The sequence below is a fragment of the Gilliamella apicola genome, from assembly GCF_003202915.1.
Classification (GTDB): domain Bacteria; phylum Pseudomonadota; class Gammaproteobacteria; order Enterobacterales; family Orbaceae; genus Gilliamella; species Gilliamella apicola_Q.
The window spans coordinates 741,742-761,324 of record NZ_QGLP01000004.1 but is presented as its reverse complement, the minus strand read 5'-3'; the positions used below and the strand labels follow the sequence as shown (position 1 = coordinate 761,324).

Sequence of the window (19,583 nt, the reverse complement as noted above, 5' to 3'; positions counted from 1 at the left end):
ATCACTATTTAGCCAACTTATCGAAATCCGTTAACCCCTTTTTATCATGAGGATCGCCAATCCAACGAATTGGTTGCACAAAGTCCTTATTCACAATACTTCTTTCCGGTTGATAATCATTAAAGCTAAGGCCTGCCAAATCTGACCAAGTATGAATTAAATCCTGAGTGCTAAATTTTCGATTTACATAAGATTGGAAATCATTAGGATGATTTGCCAACCATTTAGGCGATTGCCATAGCATAAATGGAACGGTATACATCACCCTCGTTGGTGCCTTCTCATTACGACCTAAAACTTCATGTGGCGCAGTTTGATAGACATCCTCACCATGATCAGAAAAATACAACATAAAGCCATTAGGATCATTTTCCTTAAACAGATTAAATAATTTGGTAGTAACAAAATCATTAAATGCAACTGCATTATCATAACTGTTATAAACCGCTAACTTATCGTCATCCAAATCAAAAGTTAAACCTGATTTGTCATTAAAACGTTGATACTCATCACCTTCAGGATAGCGCAGCTCATATTTAATATGTGTACCGAGTAGATGGATAATAATAAATTTCTTTTCAGCTGGATCGTCAAGTACATTTCTAAACGGTACAAAAACTGAAGAATCATATTGCCTTGAATTCTGATTACGATCATTATTCATATAATACTGCTCATCCGCTTGCTGAGAAAACATCGTTAGCATTGTATTACGTTTTGTCATGGTTTGTTGATTGGTGATCCAAAACGTCTTATAACCAGCCTGCTTCATCAAATGAATTAATGAGGGTTTAGTAAGATATAAATCAGGATGTTGCTCATCGGCCAAGGTTAGTGCTTGTTGCAATATTTCAATAGTATAAGGCCGTGAAGAAACCACATCATTAAACACCACAAAACCGGGATTATCTTTCTTAAATTGCTCGATTAACGGTGTCGTATCACGTTCATAACCATAAATCCCCATCCGATTACGCGTGGTCGATTCACCAATCACCAGCACTAAGGTTCTTGGGGTATTACCATTGGCATCAGTTAAATTTTCAAATTCAGGTAAGGTTTGTAGATGATTTAAGATATCTTCCATATTAGACAATTGCGAACGATAGGCAAGATAACTGGTGACTAATTGCCATGGCACTGTAGTTTCCATCCGAAGTAGCAAATGCTCAGTTGCACGTTCAAATGACGTCTTCTTGATCACTACACTAATAAATAGCGGCATCAATGCATACACTACAATCACTATCGATACTAACCATTTAGTCATATTCTTGACATATATAGGTTTAACTTTAAACCACAAAAAGATCCCAAACAAACTATAAATCAATAGCACCGCGATTAACTTAATACTCAAATATTGGGCAATAAATTCATGTGATTCATTGAAATTCGACTCCGCCATCACAAAAAAGACACTTTGTGAAAATTCTTGTCGATAAATAGTAAAATAACCAATGGAAATCAATGACAATCCACCAATGACAAGGCCATATATAGCAGCATATTTTTTGGTAATATTAGGGAAAAATAGTATCGGCACCAACCAAATTAAACTATAAATTATCGAATCCCGCAAACCGCTAAAATTAGCATGTCCCGACAGTGCAATATAAAGTTGCAACGCACTTGAAAAGTAACAGAAATACAAAATAACATAAACTAACGAACACCAATTAAAATTCCTAGAGTTATCTAACTTTTGCATAGCTACAATTAATCACAATTAAAAAGTGTCACTAAACTAACAAAAGCAGATTAACAAAACCTTAAGAGCCGGTTGATAAAGATCAGTTATTTTTTTGAAAAATTAGTGAGATGCGGACAAAAGTGCATTCCTAAATTTGTTTGAGGTTTGATGTACCCCTTTACAGCACAGATCTAATGCATTGAATTATTTAATCTTATTACTTCAATTATCTATGACTGTAAATTAACCTATTTAGGAGCATGACTTTATTCATCTATTGTTTAAAGGTCGTCTTTCTCGTCGTTTTATTTTCATCGTATTTTCTTTTTTTTAGGGTAGCTTATCTTATCCCTTAAAAAAGTTGTACGAATTAATGTAGCCTATCCAATGAATTAGTCTAGTTTATCCAAATTTTGGAGGTTCAAAAATCTTTTAATAATTTAACATCAAAAATGATAGATTTTGATGAATTACTAACAGTAAAAACTCATTCCTTAGATAGTTTTAATGTAAAAACACCATTCCTCAAAAATAAAATCCGCCCAATTTGAGCGGATGATTAACGCTAATGTCACACAATCGTTCTTTATCGCCCTCTTGATGAGCGTCATTGCCTTGGCAAAGCAATTATTCTTTAATATCCTAATTTTTTTTGTTCTAACCCTAGCTCAGCTCAAAGATTGTGCACTAAGGACTGATAAATAATGGTTAAGGATAGACACAAAGCCCTTTGTTTCCGCTTGGAGCATAATGATTAGAACTTACACCACCGCTGCCCCCATTAACAGTAAAGTGCAGACTATTCTCTGCATTATCACTCGTCCAATAATTTTGGATTCCAAAGTTAGCACCTGTATAAAAGAGTGTGTTACCCCATTCCGAGAATAACCCTCCACCAATACGACGCTGAAAATGATTACCGGATGATGAAGGCGTAGCACCGACAGCACCATTACATGAAGAACTTGAACCTTGTACAGAACAAATCGCGTTAGTTAAATCTTTTACATTAGGCAATCGATATCCAAAATTAGTACACCACGATGCTATACTAGCATAAGCAAAATAGTCGGTACCCCGATTGACAAACCACTGTTTTAACACAAAACCATACTTAACGACTTCTTTATTATTACTATCACGACCGACTAACTCAAATACCTGAGGCATAGAAGGCCTAGCGATATTTCCCGGATTACTTGAGTCCCATTGCGATTTTGTAGCGACTGGACCAGTCAATGTGACCCGAACGCTGGTATTTGTTGAATTACTCATCGTCGCTTTAATATCTCCATTAGGTGAAACTTCCTTCCACTCTAAAGGTTGCTCAACATTAAATAGGTCTAAATCAAAAAATAAACCATCAGCACCACTAGTAGGGAAGTTTAAATCATAAGACGACGGCGTAGTTGACTGAGTGATAAATCCCCATCTTTGGTCCCACATGGAAGGCGGACCTGCATATGGAATGTAACTATCATGTACGTTAGGTTTAGCATAACAAATCCTTTCCTTTTCATCAGGATTTATCTTAGGACTAATATAGTAGATCGTATTGCCCGCACTAAAACGACTTTCATTAGGCACACCATAACTTGTTTTTAATGTACCTTGAGTATTCGATAATTTTATTTTATAAGGTGCGTTACATATATTTAACGGTGTGCTGCGAGCAACTTTTCGGTAATCTTTATCATAAATAATTAAGCTTAAACTACCCGTAGCTATTACCCCATCGACACCTTGGCCATCTCCATCATCATCGCCCCAATAATTATAAGGAGGAGCTATAAGTGAATTTAATTCAATTGAATCGATATCAGTTGGGACTAACATACCAATATCCGCAAAACTCTGACCAAATTCAGGTAACTCAATAGGATTGGTAAAACTTGAATTATTGGTTGCGGGGGTAAACTTATCTCCATTAGAAAGGTATATCCCAAGCAGACCTTCGGTATTAGTCACACGTGTACGGCCACCGTCGAAGGTTAAATATGGTGCATTACCATTAATTATTTTCGAAGTTTTAGAGGTTAACGCCTGACTAGAATAGGAAGTTATTAGCAACAAGCCAAATGATAACTCTAAAAAGATCTGCCGGGATAATAAGAAACGATCTAACGATCGCGATAAAATTCGAATAATTCTTCGAAATTTCGATAAAAAATAAATTGTGGTGATAAATAAAAGTAAGGAGCTTAACTTCGACGAGATTAAATTATAGGTTGACCAAGTTTCCTGTTTCCTGTTTCCTGTTTAAAATTATAATGCATTTCGACAACCCTGTCAATTAATATTTTGATTTATTTAATGTTTTGTGATTTAATACTTATCACTTAGGTTCTAACCGTTTATATTAAACGATGCGAAAAGTATAGTGACTGAAAAAACACCATGCAACTTTTTTTTATTTTTAATTGTTAACTTTCGTAAAGAACTTGCTAAAAATAGAAATGTTTAAACTTTTCAAAGAGAAGAATCAAGTGGTAACAGTTTATTCAATGCTATCGGGGTTAAATACCTAAACGATATTCTCAATACTGCAACTATTTAGTAAACAACAATGAGCAAATGTTATTTGCTACATTTATTGGTGCTTTAAAAATGGCTTATTTTTTGTGAAAATTAGCAAATAGTCTATGCCGATGATTGATAATTATTAATAAAAATATAGAGTCTGTCAAATTTCGACATAACTTGACTTCCACTAAACTGTATAAGGTTATTAGTATCCTCAAAAACCCAATAACCTTGCAATCCTCTGATTTTCGTTTTGTTTCAGTTGATTCGGTGTTGAATTAAAAATAATCTTCCCATTTTCAATAACTAAGCAGCGTGAGAAGTGGTTAAGAGAATTATCCAAGTAGTGAGAGACCATCATTAAGGTAAGATTAAATTCTGAGCAAACTTGATTGATCAGGGCTAACATTTCAAAACGTAATGCTTGGTCAAGGGCAGAAAATGGTTCATCTAATAATAATATAGGACGATGTTGTATTAGACAGCGTGCCAATGCTACTCGTTGACGTTGCCCTCCTGATAGTTGTTCCGGATAGCGTTGATTAAAGCCTTCAAGTCCAATGCGAACTAAAATATCGTCAATTGTGGTTTGTTCGGTTCGACTAAGTTTTAATGCAGGTTTGATGCCTAAGGCTATATTTTGTTCAACAGTAAGATGGCTAAATAAATTATTATGTTGAAATAGCATTGATACAGGGCGTTTGCCAGGTAAAGTAGTGGTAACATTCTGCTGATTTAGAATTATTTGCCCTGAGTTAGGAAAAATAAATCCTGCAATTAAACTGAGTAAAGTGCTTTTACCTGCTCCACTTGGGCCAACAATAACAACTCGTTCTTTAGCGGCAATATTTAGCGCAAAGTGCATTTTGAAGTCATTATAATGATATTCAATTTTTTGAAGTTCGATCATAATCCATCACAACTAATAAACTAAATGATAAAAGTAATAAAATCGTTGCTGTTACTATACTTTCTTGGTAATGATAATGCGATATCTGTTGATAAAGATAGTAAGGTAACGTGGCAACTGACTGCCCACCAAATAGTGCTATTACCCCAAAATCACCCAATGATAATACCGCAGCAAAAGCAAAACTCATTAACATTTTACTTTTCAATCCTTTAAAATCCACTAAATAAAAATGGGCTACACCTTTTATATTCAATGACTGGGTTAACTGCCAATAACGCGCTGTGATGTCATACAATGGCATAGCTAAATTTTTTAGAATAAAAGGTAAGGCGATTAATCCATTACATAACATAATTAATAAACAGATGAAAACCGTGTTATTGCTATACCCAAATAGCAATAAAAATAGTCCAGATGCCAATACCATACTCGGTATGGCTAAGATAAATGAGGCTATTAACATCAAACAATTGCTTAATTGATGCTGTTGATTGATTAACAGTCGGCTATTTGTCCAAAGCAACAACAAACCAAGTAACATCGCAATCATGGCAGAGCCAAAAGCGATAACGATTGAAAACAGTAACGCTTGTAGTAACATGAATGTTAACAATGAAGTTCGGAAAAAAAAGATACCTTGAATCAATATAGTAATCATCGGTGAAAAGATAAAAAGTCCACCAATAATGATAACAAACATACAGATAACTTTTAGCCAATTGGCAGTCGGTAATCGATAGTTTGTGTCACTAAATGTGACACTAAATTTTGTTCCAGTTTTGTTGATTTTTTGCATTAAACCGATAAACGCCACACAGCAAAGCAACTGCACACAAGCAAGCAATGCTGCTTGTAATAGGTCAAAGTCACGCACCGCTTGATAGATAGCCACTTCTAACGTGGTATATTTGGGGCCTCCGCCAAGAGCGAGGACAATGGCAAAACTCGAAAAGCAGAGCATAAAAATAAGTGCCGCCATAGGCAATATTTGTCTACGAAGTAAAGGCCACTCGAGTAATTTAAAAAAGGTAAAGGTTGAAAAGTTAAGTTGTGCAGCGAGCTGTCTTTGTTCAATAGGAACACTGTTTAACGTTTGATAAAATAGCGCGCATGCGTAAGGAAAATTTAAAAAAACATGCGCCAATAAAATTCCTTTTAATCCATAAATTGAAAATGAGAATGGTATATGCAGTAGTTGGCACAAGTAAGCCAGTACCCCTTGTTGACCATATACCGATAATAATCCTGTCACCACAACTAAGGCCGGCAAAATAAAGGTAATTGGCATTAACTTTATCAATAATCGTTTCCCTTTAAACTCAATTAAGGAGAGAGCTTTAGCCATTAGGATTGCCGATGTAAGCGAAAGTATTGTGGATAATAAAGCTTGATAAAAGGTGATCCAAACGATATGCAGTACATAGCTATCTAGATAGATCGCTACATTACCTGATTGTAAGGCAAATCGCCAGATAGCAATAAGTGCTGAGCCTAATATGATTAGAATTAAGCTGGCAGCACTGATTCCTGGTAGTAACGATTTAAATTTTAACATTGATAATACAGTTCTAAGGCAAACTACTTACTGATTGCCGATTGCCACTCTCGAATCCAAGCTTTTTGATGTTTTTCGATCTCTTCTGGTTTAAAATCTAACGATTTATTTACCGAATTAATTTGTGCAAATGCATTAGGGATATCGGTTTTAATAATTGGATACATCACATTTTTTTCAGCAAATTGGCGTTGCACTTCTGGCGTGAGTAAATAGCGTAAAAATTGGCGGGCTAAGTCGATCTCTTGACTGTATTTTATGATGCCGGCCACCTCAACTTGGCGATAATGTCCTTCGTCAAAAATGGCAGCTTGATAATGGTGATCATTTTCGTTCATGATATGCGCCACCGGAGAGGTATTATAGCTGAGTACCAAATCGGCCTCACCTTTTAAGAACATGCCATAAGCTTCACTCCAACCTTTAGTAACAGTTACGGTGTTTTTAGCCACTTGTTGCCATGCATCGGCTGCATTGTCACCATACACTTTTTTCATCCAAAAGAGTAAACCGAGTCCTGGCGTGCTAGTTCTTGGATCTTGATAGATGATCTTCCAACCAGCTTTATTGTCGACCAGTTCATGTAAAGAGTGAGGTGGATTTTTGACTTTATCTATATTATAAATAAAAGCAAAATATCCAAAATCATAAGGCATAAAGCTATCGTCCCACCAATTGGTATTAAGATTGTCCGGTTTAGCGATTTGATGGGGAATAAGAAGATTGGCTTGTTTTGCCTGTTCTAACAAGTTATTATCGAGTCCTAAAATAACATCAGCATTAGTTTTATCACCTTCAAGGCGAATACGATTTAATACCGAGACTCCATCACCTAAAGTGACAACATCAAGATGGCAGTTGCACTGCGCTTCAAACCCTTTTTTAATCACCTCACCCGGCCCCCATTGTGACATAAATGAGTTGTAACTATAAACAGTTAAGGTAGGAAGTTCAGCATTGGCTAATTGACTAAACAGCGATAAAGAAAAGATAACAGATAGTAAAAAGTTTTTACAAAACATTTTGCCTCCAAAGTAATTAGTAAAAGACAAAAGGTTTGAGCAGATATATTAACTCAAATCCCTCCGCTGGCATTATCCAGTTCAGGTTCGACGAGTTATGTCAGTCACTCTAACACTCTCAGCCCTTCAGGGCACCCCGTTGAGAACAATAAATAGTTTAGTGTGAGCCAGTAGAATTGTAAACAAGCGTTTTGTCGATAGCGAGATAATTGTGCAATAGATGTTAGATATCAGCCAATCAGTGACAATTGTTACGTTTGTCGGTATTATATGCCTCATTTATTTCTTATCGATTAGGTATAGTGTGAATATTCAACAATTACTAACGCAACGAGTTTCCCAAGCAATGATTATGGCTGGTGCCGATAAAAATTGTGATGCTTTAATCAAGCAATCAGCTAAAGCCCAATTTGGTGACTATCAAGTTAATGGTATCATGTCTACTGCTAAAAAATTGGCTATGCCACCACGAGCATTGGCAGAAAAGGTTTTGCAACATCTTGATATTGATGACATTGCCGATAAAGTGGAAATAGCTGGTCCCGGTTTTATTAATATCTTTTTGAAAGATAGTTGGGTTGCCGATCAGAACGAAGTGGCATTAAGTAGTGATAAATTGAATATTACCTTACCAGCCAAACCGCAAACCATTGTGGTTGATTACTCTGCACCAAACGTTGCCAAAGAGATGCATGTTGGTCATTTACGTTCAACCATCATTGGTGATGCGAGTGTGCAAGTATTGAGCTTTCTTGGTCATAATGTTATTCGAGCTAACCATGTTGGTGATTGGGGTACTCAATTTGGAATGTTAATTGCTTATCTGGAAAAGATGCAAAATGAACATGCCAACGATATGGAACTGTCTGATTTAGAATCGTTCTATCGTGCCGCTAAAAAACATTACGATGAAGATGAAATCTTTGCCGAAAAAGCTCGAAACTATGTAGTTAAACTCCAAGGTGGTGATGAGTATTGCCGTGAAATGTGGCGAAAATTGGTTGATATTACCATGACGCAAAATATTGCCACCTATAAACGCCTTAATGTTACATTGTCGCTTGCTGATACTATGGGTGAAAGCATTTATAACAGTATGCTACCGGGTATTGTTGCCGATTTAAAACAGAAAAAGTTAGCGGTTGAGAGTGAAGGCGCCATTGTTGTATTTTTAGATGAGTATAAAAATAAAGAAGGCGAACCGATGGGCGTTATCATCCAAAAACGTGATGGAGGCTACCTATATGCAACAACCGATATCGCTTGTGCTAAATACCGTTATGAAACGTTACACGCTGATCGCATTCTTTATTATACCGATTCTCGTCAACATCAACATTTAGAACAAGTTTGGACTATTGTACATAAAGCTAAATATGTTCCAGAGTCATTGAAATTAGAACACCATATGTTTGGTATGATGCTTGGTAAAGATGGCAAACCGTTTAAAACTCGTTCAGGTGATACTGTTAAATTAAATGATCTTCTTGATGAAGCAACTGAGCGCGCAGAAGCCTTAATTAAAAGTAAGAATCCTGAGCTTTCTACTGCCGAACTGGCTCAAGTGGTTGATGCGGTAGCGATTGGTGCAGTGAAATATGCTGATCTATCGAAAAATCGTACCACCGATTATGTATTTGATTGGGATAATATGTTGTCATTTGAAGGCAATACTGCGCCTTATTTGCAATATGCTTATACTCGTGTACTTTCAGTATTTAGAAAATCTAATATCAGTGAAAATAGCTTAACAGGTAATATCAATTTAAGTACCGACAAAGAGCGCGCTTTAGCAATTCGATTAATTCAATTTGATGAAACGATTTCCAACGTCGCCGCAGAGGGAACACCACATGTGCTTTGTGCTTATTTGTATGATATAGCGACTCTATTTTCCAGTTTCTATGAGCACTGCCCTATTTTAGCGGCTGAAAATGAGGAGTTGAAACTGAGCCGTTTAAAACTGGCCTCTTTAACCGCAAAAACGCTTAAAACCGGTTTGGATATGCTTGGCATTAAAACGGTTGACAAGATGTAATATGATTTACCACCGACACATTTGAGTGTCGGTGGTTTTACCTATTAGATGTCAACCTGTTTAACGACAGAAATCGATAATCCATCAACATGATCCTTTGCAAAATTAGCGAATTCAGTAAAATGCGCAGTGGTATTGTGTAAGTCGATCGCCTGCTGTGATTGCCACCTTTCTATTACAATATAAATATTCGGATCTTCAATACTTTGATTAAGCTCATAACGCAAGCAACCGGGTTCAGCTCGACTACCTGTAACTAATCGTTTAAAAATAGGGTTAAATGCCTCTTGAAATTCTGGTTTAACCGTAATTGTGGCTATAATATTGAGTTGTGTCATATATTTTCCTTTAGAACAAATTTATTTATGATTCATAACGTGATTAATAAACCGTTTTTATACTAATCTCATTTTTTCGACTACGATACTTAGTATTAAATAATAAGTTAGAGTTGTAAAATTTAATAATTACCCATTGCTGACCGCAAAAAACTATTTTGCTGTTAAATAATCTCAAAAATAATACTTTAACTATTTCATTTATTTAGATATTTTTAAAATTAAAGTACTTGATATTATCAATAAAAACATTAGAATTATCGACAACTTATTAGAACTTAACAATAAATATTCTATGAAAAATAATAATTTAGTCATCGTAAACAATAACCCATGTAAGTCATGTTGATCCTCCTTTTTGGAGGATTTTTTTTGTCGATTTAAATCTTAATAGTAACTGAATTGTAGAGGCACATTATGACCGATAATAAAACAATGTTATCAACCAGTCGAGACCAAAGTTTAAAAGCATATTTGATGAATAAAATTAAGCAAAATGGCGGTTGGGTTAATTCACATATGCATGCCGATCGTGCTTTTACAATCACTGTCGATAGTTTTGATGTCTATCAAAAACAAACTCTGATTGAAAAATGGGATACGCTAGATAAAGTCAAAGCGGCAATGACCGAAGATGATTATTATCGGCATTTTAGCATGGCGGTTGAGCGTATGATTGAACAAGGTGTAACCGCCATGGGATCGTTTGTCGATATCGACCCGATTGCTGAAGAGCGCGCAATTAGAGGGGCGCTGCGAGCGCGTGAAACCTATAAAAGTGACATTATCATTAAATTAGTCAACCAAACCCTTAAAGGGGTAATTGATAAAGAAGCACGTTATTGGTTTGATAAAGGCGCTGATTTAGTCGATATTATCGGTGGTTTACCTCGTCGTGATGAGCGCGATCATGGTGAAGGAATGGGACTTAAACATTTGGATGTGTTAATGCAGACCGGTAAATCATTAGGCAAGATGGTGCATGTGCATGTTGACCAATTTAATTCATCGGATGAGATCGAAACCGAACAATTAACTGATAAAACCATTGAGCATAATATGCATGGTCGCGTGGTGGCCATTCATAGTATTTCAATTACTGCTCATAGTTTGGAATATCGTCAAAAACTCTACCAAAAAATGAAAGAAGCTAAAATGATGGTAATTGCTTGCCCATTTGCTTGGATCGATAGCCCACGCCGTGAAGAACATGGCCCAACCCGCAATTCATTAACACCCGTCGATGAACTTGCTGCCGCAGGGATACCGGTTGCAATTGGGACTGATAACGTCAGTGATTATATGTTACCTTTTTCAACCGGTAATATGTGGGAAGAGCTTAAATTATTAGTCACTGGCTGTCGTTATACAGATTTAGATAATGTGGTAAATGTTGCCACCAAAAATGGGCGTATGGTATTAGGCATTGAATAATTGTTTGATTAAAAATTTAACAGAGATTTAGTTATCTTTAAAAATAAAAATCCCACCTAGAGAATAACTGAGTGGGATTATATTTATTGATTATTATCTATAATTGATGAATTGCTGAAGAAAGCCTAGAAAGGTAATTGCTAAAACTTGATTTTATATCATCTTCTGCTTTTTGTCTTAATTCACTACAAGAATAGTAATTACCGTCTGTACTATCAAATTCGTAACTAGGCTTATCTCCAGTGTATGTATACTTAACTTGTCTTGAACTTTTTTCAGCTGAAAACCTCTCAGAATAACCGTTTAATTCAAAAATATATACGCTAAGGTTTAAACTATAATTATTTACCAATGTTTCAGTTTGTAAATTATATTCTTTTTCACCATTCTTTTTAGTGTCATTTGTTACTCACCACCATCATCCGAATATCTCTCTTTTTCGCTAAGATTAATAGTAATGTCACTATTTCTGCTGTTGTTAACTAATATAATAGCATCATCATTTTTGAAATAATCTTCAACAAAATTAGAAAATTAATTTGTATTACCTGTCACCTATAGTCTTATTTTACCTTGGCCAGCATAGCTTATTGCTTTTTGTTGCGAATCTCGATAATTTCCATACTTTGCATAAATATTTGTTGCTGCCTGTCGATATTAATAATGTCGTATCGCATCTTTAGCTATATTTTCACCTTGTGAATATCAATTATAAGCTTAACGTTTGATCATTTTTTTTTCATAGTAATTAGTTAATTCTTTAGTGTCTTTGTAATGACCTAAAGGCTTATAAATATCGATAATCGTTCTAAAACAAGTTACCGCTGTACTATAATCTCCTAATTGTATTTGTTGTTTGGCAAGTTTGTATAATACTTCTGCCTCAAGTTGCCGGTATCTAGTATCAGAGTAAATATAAGCTTTTTCGATATCTTTATCATAATACCAATCTAATGATTTTTTATATAAAATTGCTCTTTTCTCATAATCTCCAGGATATATAGCGGGGATAGCGTTTGCTTGTTCAATATAAATATTAGCTAATTTTTGTTTTAAACCTTCACTTGAATATTTATCCAAAAAGAAGGCTAATTGCGGACTATAATAATGATTAGTCAAACGCAGGGACATCTCTAATAATTTTTGATAGATTTCAATGCGGTTTTCATAATCAGATTTAATGGCATTCGCTAATTCAGTCTCATATTTATTCATCATTTCAACCACTAACTCACGCAGTTTTTCTACATCAGTTTGCTTAAAATTTCCTTCACTCTTTTCTTCTATTGTTCCCGCTAATAGATTGATGCTTTGCACAAAGTTTCCTTCTTCATAAGCATCTTGATATGTGCGTTGGTGGGCACAAGCAACTAATAGAAATATTGATAAAGAGGCCAAAATAATTTTCATTAATTTTTTAATTTTCATAAAGTTGTCCTTTATAGGTATGAAAGATCTTTAACAATACTTTCAATTATTGATCTTAATTGACCGCTTTGTTCGCTTTTAGCTCTTTGTTCTAATTCATATGGAGATTCTAAAACACCTTCGTTATAGTCATGTACATGTGAAGGTACATCTCCACCCCAATAATAAACCTCATATTTTTCTGAAGATTTTTCTATAGTAAATGAGCTACTTGAACTAATAAGTCCTCTAACGCTTACTTCAGTCGATAATGTTAAGCTATTGCGATAAGTTCTGGTTGACTCGTTGTAAGACACTTCTTTAAAAGTTTCGACCTGAGTTGTATGCCCTTGATCATCGGTCTGTTCTACATATTTATCAAATACTTTTTCGCGTTTTATTTCCATGTTATACGATTGTTGAGGGGAGTAATAACGGCTATTACAAGTCACACTAATTATGACATCTGCACTAGATGAAGAACTGACAAAGGGGAGATAATCAGCAGAAAAAGCTGAGCCTACATCAGAACAGAGATCGTCAGAATGAAAATAAACCGATATTAAACCTTTATTATGATACTTTTCAGCTAAAGAAGCTGCATCTTTATAACGTCCAAAACGACTATATACGTCTGCGGCTTGCCTATAATATTCGCCAACTGAACGAAAAGTTGAGCGTCTGTCAGCGCCTTTTGCCAGTTTTTTACCTTTTTGATAAGCCTCTTCGGCCATTAAAGTAGCGTGTTTTTTAGCATTATCATAAGCGCGTTTATCACTGTCTTTATATTTACCTAGTGGTTGATATACTGATGATGCTTGACTAAATGCCTCAGACGCAGCGTTATAATCTTTCTGTTTTTCGAAATTTCTACCTTGATCATAGAAATCTTTAGCGGCAATCTGCATATATTTGGTATTAGCATTTTTATATAAAGTAGCAATATTTTTATAACTGTAGTAAGACAAACCACTTTTATATAACTCAGCTTTTGTATGATAACTGTCAGAATCAGTACCAGTGATTGAATTACCATAGTCATAGAAATCTTTAGCAATGATTTGCCTCAAGTCTTCATCAGAATATTTATCAAAAAAGAACACCAATTCAGCACTGTAAAAACGGTTACTTAAGCGTTGGTTAATCTCTAATAACTTTTCATAAACATCAATGCGTTTTTTATAATCAATCTTATTGGTTCTAGTTAATTCATCCTCATATTTGTTCATCACATCAGTTACTAACTTACTGAGTTTTTCGGCATCAGTTTGCTTAAAGTTTTCTTCACTTTTTTCCTCTATTTTTGCCGCTAGTAGATTGATGCTTTCAACATAGTTTCCCTCAGCATAAGCATCTTGAGATGTGCGTTCGTAAGTACAACTCACTAATAAAAACATTAATAAACCGGCAATAATAATTCTCATCATGTTTTTCCTTATTAAAAATTGTCCATTAAAGGGAAGAAAGTTTTTGAGCAATACTTTCTAGCAATGATCTTAATTTAGTGATCTGTTCTCTTTTTGCTACTGGTAGTAAATCATCATCATTTTCATAATAGCTTGAAGTTATTGCATACATAGTGTCAGAAAAGTCAATAAGTCCTTTCATCATTACTACAGTCTTTAGGCTTAAAATATTGTTAGTAGTATCCAATTTCGTATAGTAAGTTTCATCTTTTAACGTTGGGATTTGAATGCTATTGCCTTGAGCATCGATATGTTCTATGTATTTATCAAATACTTTTCGGGTGTTTGGCATGTCAATCTGTGTGTTTGTTACTTTATATTCTTTATCAGAAGTTATTTTAATTTTGAGATCAGCGTCAATAGGAGAAGTAACAAAAGTGATATAATCTTTATTTAGAGCCAATTTTATGTCAGAAAAGTATTCAGAACCATAGCCATAAACTTTTATTATTCCTTTGCGTTTATAAGTGTTAGCTAAAGAAGCCGCATCTTTATAATGTCCATAATGACGATAAGCATTTACGGCTTGCTCATAATATTTGGCGACTTGACGATATTCTAGGCGTAGGGTTGCGTTTTTCGAAAGCATTTTTGCTTGCTGATAAGCCTCTTCGGCCATTAAAGTAGCGTGTTTTTTAGCATTATCATAAGCGCGTTTATCACTGTCTTTATATTTACTTAGTGGTTGATATATTGATGATGCTTGACTAAATGCCTCAGCTGCAGCTTTATAGTCGTTTTGGGTTTCGAAATTTACCCCTTGGTCATAGAAATCTTTAGCAATGTTCTGTCGCAAATTTTCATCAGGATATTTATCGAAAAAGTTCACTAATTCCGCACTGTAAAAACGATTACTTAAACGCTTGTTCATCTCTAACAGTTTTTGATAGATTTCAATGCGCTTTTTATAATCTGTGTTATTGGTGCTGTCTAATTCATCTTCATATTTGTTCATTACATCAGTCACTAACTGACGCAGCTGTGCGGCATCAGTTTTATTAAAGTTTGCTTCACTTTTTCCTTCTATTGTAGTAGCTAACAAATTGATGCTTTCAAGATAATTTCTTTCCGCATAAACATCTCGATATGTCCGTTGATGTGTACAACCAATTAATAAAAACATCATTAAAAAAATGGTAATAATTCTCATCATATTTTTCCTTATTAAAAATTGTCCATTATAGATATGAAAGATCTTTGGCAATATCGTCTAATCTTGAGTTTAGCTCGGATAATAAATCTCTTTTGGCTTGAGTGTATAAATCATCTTTCGATTTTAAGTGACCATCACTGTGATTATGAAATTTGGCAGGTACATTACCACTATAAATATAGTCATGTTTAACTGAGGATTCTTGAATTTTAAATGATTTGCTATAACTATAGATACCGTGAACCTCAATGCTAGCCGTTAAGGTTAATTTGTTACTATGAGTTACTGTTTGTAAGTTATATCGTTGATCTTTGTAAGTTTTGATTTGAGTTGTATTACCGTTTTTATCTTTTGCTTCAATATATTTATCAAAGACTTGCTCAATCTTAGTTTCATTAGTTACTGATTTATCTAGATCGACAAAATCACTTTTAAAGTCAATTCGAATATCTATCTCTGCACTACTCGAGTAATTGGCAAATTGAATATAATTTGCACTTAATTTATCTCTTATTTCATCGGTGAAACTTGAACCATAGTAATAAACTTTAATTATGCCTTTTTTAGCATAAGTTTCAGCTAATGAACTGGCGTCAAAATATTGTCCATATGGCCGATATATGGATGCTGCTTGCGCATAATACTTGGCAACTTCTCGATATTCATAACGCTTTGTCGCATTCATTGCCAGTTGTTTAGCTTGTTGATAAGCCTCTTGAGCCTGCTGGGTAGCATATTTTTTGTCATTATCTTTCGCAAGTTTGTCACTATCTTTATATTTACCTAGTGGTTTGTATATCGATGAAGCCTGACTAAAAGCTTGAGCAGCAGCTTTATAATTTCCCTGTTGTTCGAATTGTTTACCTTGGTCATAGTAATTTTTGGCTGCCATCTGCATATATTTAGTATTGGCATTTTTATATAAAGTGGCGGCATTTTTATAATTGTCGTATGACAAACTATTTTTAAATAATTCGGCTTTTGTTCGATAACTTTCACTGTCAGTGCCAGTAATGTAATTACCATAATCATAATACTCTTTAGCAAGAGTTTGCTTTAATTGCCTAGTGTCATATTTATCATTGAAAAAACTGATGTGATCAGAATAAAAGCGATGACTTAATATCTCTTTCATAGTTAATAAATGCTTATATGCATCTATTTTTTGAGGATAATCATATTGATGGAAGTAATTAAGGTCTTTTTCGTAAAACTGCATTACATTACTAACAATAGTTTGTAGGCGCTGTGCATCTGCTTGATCAAACTTTGCTGGCCCTTTTTCATCCAAACTGGCAGCTAAAAGATTGATACTTTCTATATAGCGACCTTCCTTAAATGCATCTTCAGCGGTTCGCGTATGGCATGCCGTTAATAAAAATATACAAAAGATAGCAATAATCTTGCGCATAAACTTCCTTTATTTACTTCTTTTTTACTAATAGTTATTTCAAGTATTTCATATCCATTTTTGATATGTTTATATAAAAATGGAGATTTTTATCAGTTTATTAAAAAACTGTTGGTTGAGTTTATGCTAAACTTTTAGCTAATTATTAACTTTTATTGCTACTTTTTTTACATTTTGTTATTAATTATTAACAATAAATGCTATTAGTGGTTTTGGTAAATGTTTAAAATTAATTGGCGGGATGATGTTACCCTTAAATAAAATAGTCATTTTTATTTAAGGGTTAGCAAGATTTTACATTCGTGTCGGTTTTTTATTCACTTTTTGACGAGTAGATCTGCTTGTCTTATTAAGTTTCGGTCGTTTCGGTTTGGCTATGCGTTTGTCGGAAGATGACTTAGTGGTAAAGCTTTTGACTTCAGCAGGTAAGCCGACTAATTGGCGTAAATAATTAACTGAATCAATACCCAGTTCCATCCATGTACCTCGCGATAAACCTTTTGGTAACGTGATATTACCATAGCGAATACGAAGTAAGCGACTAACTTGAACATCAATGGCTTCCCACATGCGGCGAACTTCTCGATTACGACCTTCGGTAATAACCACATTAAACCACTGATTTAGTCCATCACCGCCTTGTGGTTTGATGGAGTTAAATGCAGCAGGACCATCTTCTAACTGAACGCCTTTGCGAAGTTGATTAAGTTGTTGGTCAGTAATATTACCAAATACGCGAACAGCGTATTCGCGTTCAATTTCATGCCTTGGATGCATAAGGCGATTAGCTAGTTCACCATCTGTTGTGAATAGCAATAAACCCGATGTATTTATATCAAGTCGACCAATATTGATCCAACGAGCATTTTTTAAGCGTGGTAATCGCTCAAATACGTTGGCACGACCTTGCGGATCATGGCGAGAGCAGATCTCGCCTTCTGGCTTGTAATAAGCGAGTACTCGACAGACCTCTTTTTCTTTACTTCTTAATTGCACCAAGTGGCCATTAATACGAATTTTAGGGTTGGCATTAACATCGACCCGGTCACCTAATGTTGCAATTTTACCGTCAACACTAATTTTGCCCGCAACGATCATCGCTTCAATTTCACGACGTGAGCCATTGCCTAAATTGGCTAACACTTTTTGTAATTTTTCAGAATTCAATTTTTTCATTTTGCCTCGCTACCTTCACAGGTATCTCTATTTAAGGATGATTTATTTTACCTTAGGTAAAAAACTAATATCGACATAATAGCGTTTTGCATTTGCTACATCAATATAGACGGTTATGGTCTCTCTATTAATGAAAGGAGTCGGATCAAACCAAATATTTTCACTTTTAAAAATATATATATCATCAGGGGTTAATTTATCTTGCCACTGACTGTAAATGACATAAGGGGAGCGACCTTGAATAACTATGCCAGTATTAAGTTCAATCGAAGTTATTTTTGCTTCAACTTGTTGACCATTGGTTAGCATTTTACGCTTAAGTCGGTTTTTTCTGACATTAAAATAAAAATAACTTCCACTAATTAAAAATAGGACAATTGCCAATATCCCAATAATAATTTCAGTAAACCACAAGGTGAAAAGGTTATTAATTTTTGCATGGTCAGGATTTTCAGGATTATAGATAATCTCAACCACCTCTCCTTTATGATAAATGGTCGGATTACTACCGACATCGGATTGAAGCTTTCTTACTCGTTGATGGTTATCTACAAATAAGAAGATAGGATGATAAGATAATGATCGTGTGCCATCAGAGTTTCTTATATAGGAGACTTCTAAGTCAACCACAGTGCCGGTAGTTATTAGTGATGAATTAATAAAATTTATCTGTTTGATAGAGAAAAATCCTAAAAATAACATTAATCCAATACTAAGCACTAAAATAACCGACATTATTTTCTTCATTTTATTTTTTCTTGTTAATTGCTTAATTTTATTTTATTCAAAAGGTGTTATATCACCGCTACCTTTTCGAATAATATCTGGATAATCATTGGTCAAATCAATAACCGTGGTTGGTTGTTCGCTAATGTAACCGCCATGAACGATAGCATCGAGTTGGTGACCGATTTTATCTTCGATTTCTTCAGGATCGGATTGGGCTTCATTTTCATCGGGTAAAATGAGAGTGGTGGTCATTAAAGGTTGCCCTAACAATTCAAGAAGCGCTAAATCGATCTTATTATCCGGAATACGCAATCCTATTGTTTTGCGTTTTTCGTTCATTAATCGTCGAGGTACTTCTTTGCTGGCTTGCAAAATAAAGACATATTTACCTGGCGTGTTATTTTTCAATAACCGAAAGGTGGTGTTATCGACATATGCATAAGATGAGAGTTCCGATAGATCGCGACACATTAATGTGAAGTTATGGTGCTTATCCAGATTTCGGATTTGACAAATACGATCTACGCCATATTTGTTATCGAGTAAACAGCCTAGTGAGTAACCTGAATCAGTAGGAAATGCTATAACTCCACCGTCATTTAATATTTTGACAACTTGATCCAATAATCTGGTTTGTGGATTATCCGGGTGTATATAAAAGGTCTGGCTCATAATAATCTTCTTTCATAATTGCTGATTAAAAAATGTAGGGAACGAGTTTTTTG

At 34.8% G+C, this 19,583-nt stretch carries 15 protein-coding genes and 1 riboswitch; of the genes, 2 read left to right on the top strand and 13 right to left on the bottom strand.

The window, feature by feature from the left end:
• Positions 1–4: 4 nt before the first annotated feature.
• The 5 genes from cptA to thiB all read right to left on the bottom strand — a co-directional run bounded on the left by cptA (position 5) and on the right by thiB (position 7,706).
• Positions 5–1,711 (bottom strand): phosphoethanolamine transferase CptA, encoded by a 1,707-nt coding sequence (gene cptA / locus DKK79_RS05030; protein WP_034882905.1) that lies wholly within the window; start codon positions 1,709–1,711, stop codon positions 5–7.
• Positions 1,712–2,401: 690 nt separating this feature from the next.
• Positions 2,402–3,766 carry a hypothetical protein gene (locus DKK79_RS05025; RefSeq protein ID WP_146211984.1) on the bottom strand — a complete coding sequence of 455 codons (1,365 nt, stop codon included), beginning with the start codon at positions 3,764–3,766 and terminating at the stop codon, positions 2,402–2,404.
• Positions 3,767–4,430: 664 nt separating this feature from the next.
• On the bottom strand, positions 4,431–5,126 hold the full coding sequence (gene thiQ, locus DKK79_RS05020) for a thiamine ABC transporter ATP-binding protein ThiQ (protein WP_034882911.1): 696 nt from the start codon (positions 5,124–5,126) through the stop codon (positions 4,431–4,433).
• Positions 5,104–6,684: a thiamine/thiamine pyrophosphate ABC transporter permease gene (gene thiP, locus DKK79_RS05015; RefSeq protein WP_110423099.1), complete on the bottom strand. Its 1,581-nt coding sequence runs from the start codon at positions 6,682–6,684 to the stop codon at positions 5,104–5,106. The genes thiQ and thiP overlap by 23 nt, the downstream gene beginning before the upstream one ends.
• A 23-nt stretch (positions 6,685–6,707) precedes the next feature.
• A complete protein-coding gene (gene thiB, locus DKK79_RS05010; RefSeq protein WP_110423098.1) occupies positions 6,708–7,706 on the bottom strand; it encodes a thiamine ABC transporter substrate binding subunit in 999 nt (332 codons plus the stop codon).
• Positions 7,707–7,746: 40 nt separating this feature from the next.
• A riboswitch (TPP riboswitch) is annotated at positions 7,747–7,855 on the bottom strand.
• A gap of 155 nt (positions 7,856–8,010) precedes the next feature.
• On the opposite strand from thiB, the gene argS reads away from it, so the two are divergent.
• Positions 8,011–9,744, top strand: coding sequence for an arginine--tRNA ligase (gene argS / locus DKK79_RS05005; RefSeq protein WP_110423097.1), 1,734 nt, complete (start codon positions 8,011–8,013; stop codon positions 9,742–9,744).
• 44 nt (positions 9,745–9,788) lie between these two features.
• On the opposite strand, the gene DKK79_RS05000 is transcribed toward argS, so the two are convergent.
• The gene (locus DKK79_RS05000) at positions 9,789–10,082 is read right to left on the bottom strand and encodes a putative quinol monooxygenase (protein ID WP_034882915.1); all 294 of its coding nucleotides are present in this window, start codon (positions 10,080–10,082) and stop codon (positions 9,789–9,791) included.
• Positions 10,083–10,499: 417 nt separating this feature from the next.
• On the opposite strand from DKK79_RS05000, the gene DKK79_RS04995 reads away from it, so the two are divergent.
• Positions 10,500–11,516: an amidohydrolase family protein gene (locus tag DKK79_RS04995; RefSeq protein ID WP_220019006.1), complete on the top strand. Its 1,017-nt coding sequence runs from the start codon at positions 10,500–10,502 to the stop codon at positions 11,514–11,516.
• A 717-nt stretch (positions 11,517–12,233) separates the two neighbouring features.
• On the opposite strand, the gene DKK79_RS04990 is transcribed toward DKK79_RS04995, so the two are convergent.
• From DKK79_RS04990 to DKK79_RS04960, 7 genes are all read right to left on the bottom strand, one after another.
• Positions 12,234–12,944 (bottom strand): hypothetical protein, encoded by a 711-nt coding sequence (locus tag DKK79_RS04990; RefSeq protein ID WP_110423096.1) that lies wholly within the window; start codon positions 12,942–12,944, stop codon positions 12,234–12,236.
• Positions 12,945–12,955: 11 nt separating this feature from the next.
• A complete protein-coding gene (locus DKK79_RS04985) occupies positions 12,956–14,350 on the bottom strand; it encodes a hypothetical protein (RefSeq protein ID WP_146211983.1) in 1,395 nt (464 codons plus the stop codon).
• A gap of 25 nt (positions 14,351–14,375) precedes the next feature.
• Positions 14,376–15,542, bottom strand: coding sequence for a hypothetical protein (locus DKK79_RS04980; RefSeq protein WP_146211982.1), 1,167 nt, complete (start codon positions 15,540–15,542; stop codon positions 14,376–14,378).
• Between the two features lie 25 nt (positions 15,543–15,567).
• Positions 15,568–16,953, bottom strand: coding sequence for a hypothetical protein (locus tag DKK79_RS04975; RefSeq protein ID WP_110423093.1), 1,386 nt, complete (start codon positions 16,951–16,953; stop codon positions 15,568–15,570).
• Positions 16,954–17,247: 294 nt separating this feature from the next.
• Positions 17,248–18,129, bottom strand: coding sequence for a 23S rRNA pseudouridine(2605) synthase RluB (gene rluB / locus DKK79_RS04970; protein ID WP_110423092.1), 882 nt, complete (start codon positions 18,127–18,129; stop codon positions 17,248–17,250).
• A 42-nt stretch (positions 18,130–18,171) separates the two neighbouring features.
• Positions 18,172–18,876: a DUF3592 domain-containing protein gene (locus DKK79_RS04965; protein WP_110423091.1), complete on the bottom strand. Its 705-nt coding sequence runs from the start codon at positions 18,874–18,876 to the stop codon at positions 18,172–18,174.
• A gap of 33 nt (positions 18,877–18,909) precedes the next feature.
• Positions 18,910–19,530 carry an L-threonylcarbamoyladenylate synthase gene (locus tag DKK79_RS04960; RefSeq protein ID WP_110423090.1) on the bottom strand — a complete coding sequence of 207 codons (621 nt, stop codon included), beginning with the start codon at positions 19,528–19,530 and terminating at the stop codon, positions 18,910–18,912.
• Positions 19,531–19,583 lie beyond the last annotated feature (53 nt).

What these genes read in the sequence shown, in the direction of transcription:
- DKK79_RS04960 (WP_110423090.1), bottom strand. Translation starts at nt 19,530, where the DNA reads ATGAGCCAGACCTTTTATATACACCCGGATAATCCACAAACCAGATTA.
- DKK79_RS04995 (WP_220019006.1), top strand. Translation starts at nt 10,500, where the DNA reads ATGACCGATAATAAAACAATGTTATCAACCAGTCGAGACCAAAGTTTA.
- DKK79_RS04975 (WP_110423093.1), bottom strand. Translation starts at nt 16,953, where the DNA reads ATGCGCAAGATTATTGCTATCTTTTGTATATTTTTATTAACGGCATGC.
- DKK79_RS04990 (WP_110423096.1), bottom strand. Translation starts at nt 12,944, where the DNA reads ATGAAAATTAAAAAATTAATGAAAATTATTTTGGCCTCTTTATCAATA.
- thiQ (WP_034882911.1), bottom strand. Translation starts at nt 5,126, where the DNA reads ATGATCGAACTTCAAAAAATTGAATATCATTATAATGACTTCAAAATG.
- thiP (WP_110423099.1), bottom strand. Translation starts at nt 6,684, where the DNA reads ATGTTAAAATTTAAATCGTTACTACCAGGAATCAGTGCTGCCAGCTTA.
- DKK79_RS04965 (WP_110423091.1), bottom strand. Translation starts at nt 18,876, where the DNA reads ATGAAGAAAATAATGTCGGTTATTTTAGTGCTTAGTATTGGATTAATG.
- DKK79_RS04980 (WP_146211982.1), bottom strand. Translation starts at nt 15,542, where the DNA reads ATGATGAGAATTATTACCATTTTTTTAATGATGTTTTTATTAATTGGT.
- rluB (WP_110423092.1), bottom strand. Translation starts at nt 18,129, where the DNA reads ATGAAAAAATTGAATTCTGAAAAATTACAAAAAGTGTTAGCCAATTTA.
- cptA (WP_034882905.1), bottom strand. Translation starts at nt 1,711, where the DNA reads ATGCAAAAGTTAGATAACTCTAGGAATTTTAATTGGTGTTCGTTAGTT.
- DKK79_RS04985 (WP_146211983.1), bottom strand. Translation starts at nt 14,350, where the DNA reads ATGATGAGAATTATTATTGCCGGTTTATTAATGTTTTTATTAGTGAGT.
- DKK79_RS05000 (WP_034882915.1), bottom strand. Translation starts at nt 10,082, where the DNA reads ATGACACAACTCAATATTATAGCCACAATTACGGTTAAACCAGAATTT.
- thiB (WP_110423098.1), bottom strand. Translation starts at nt 7,706, where the DNA reads ATGTTTTGTAAAAACTTTTTACTATCTGTTATCTTTTCTTTATCGCTG.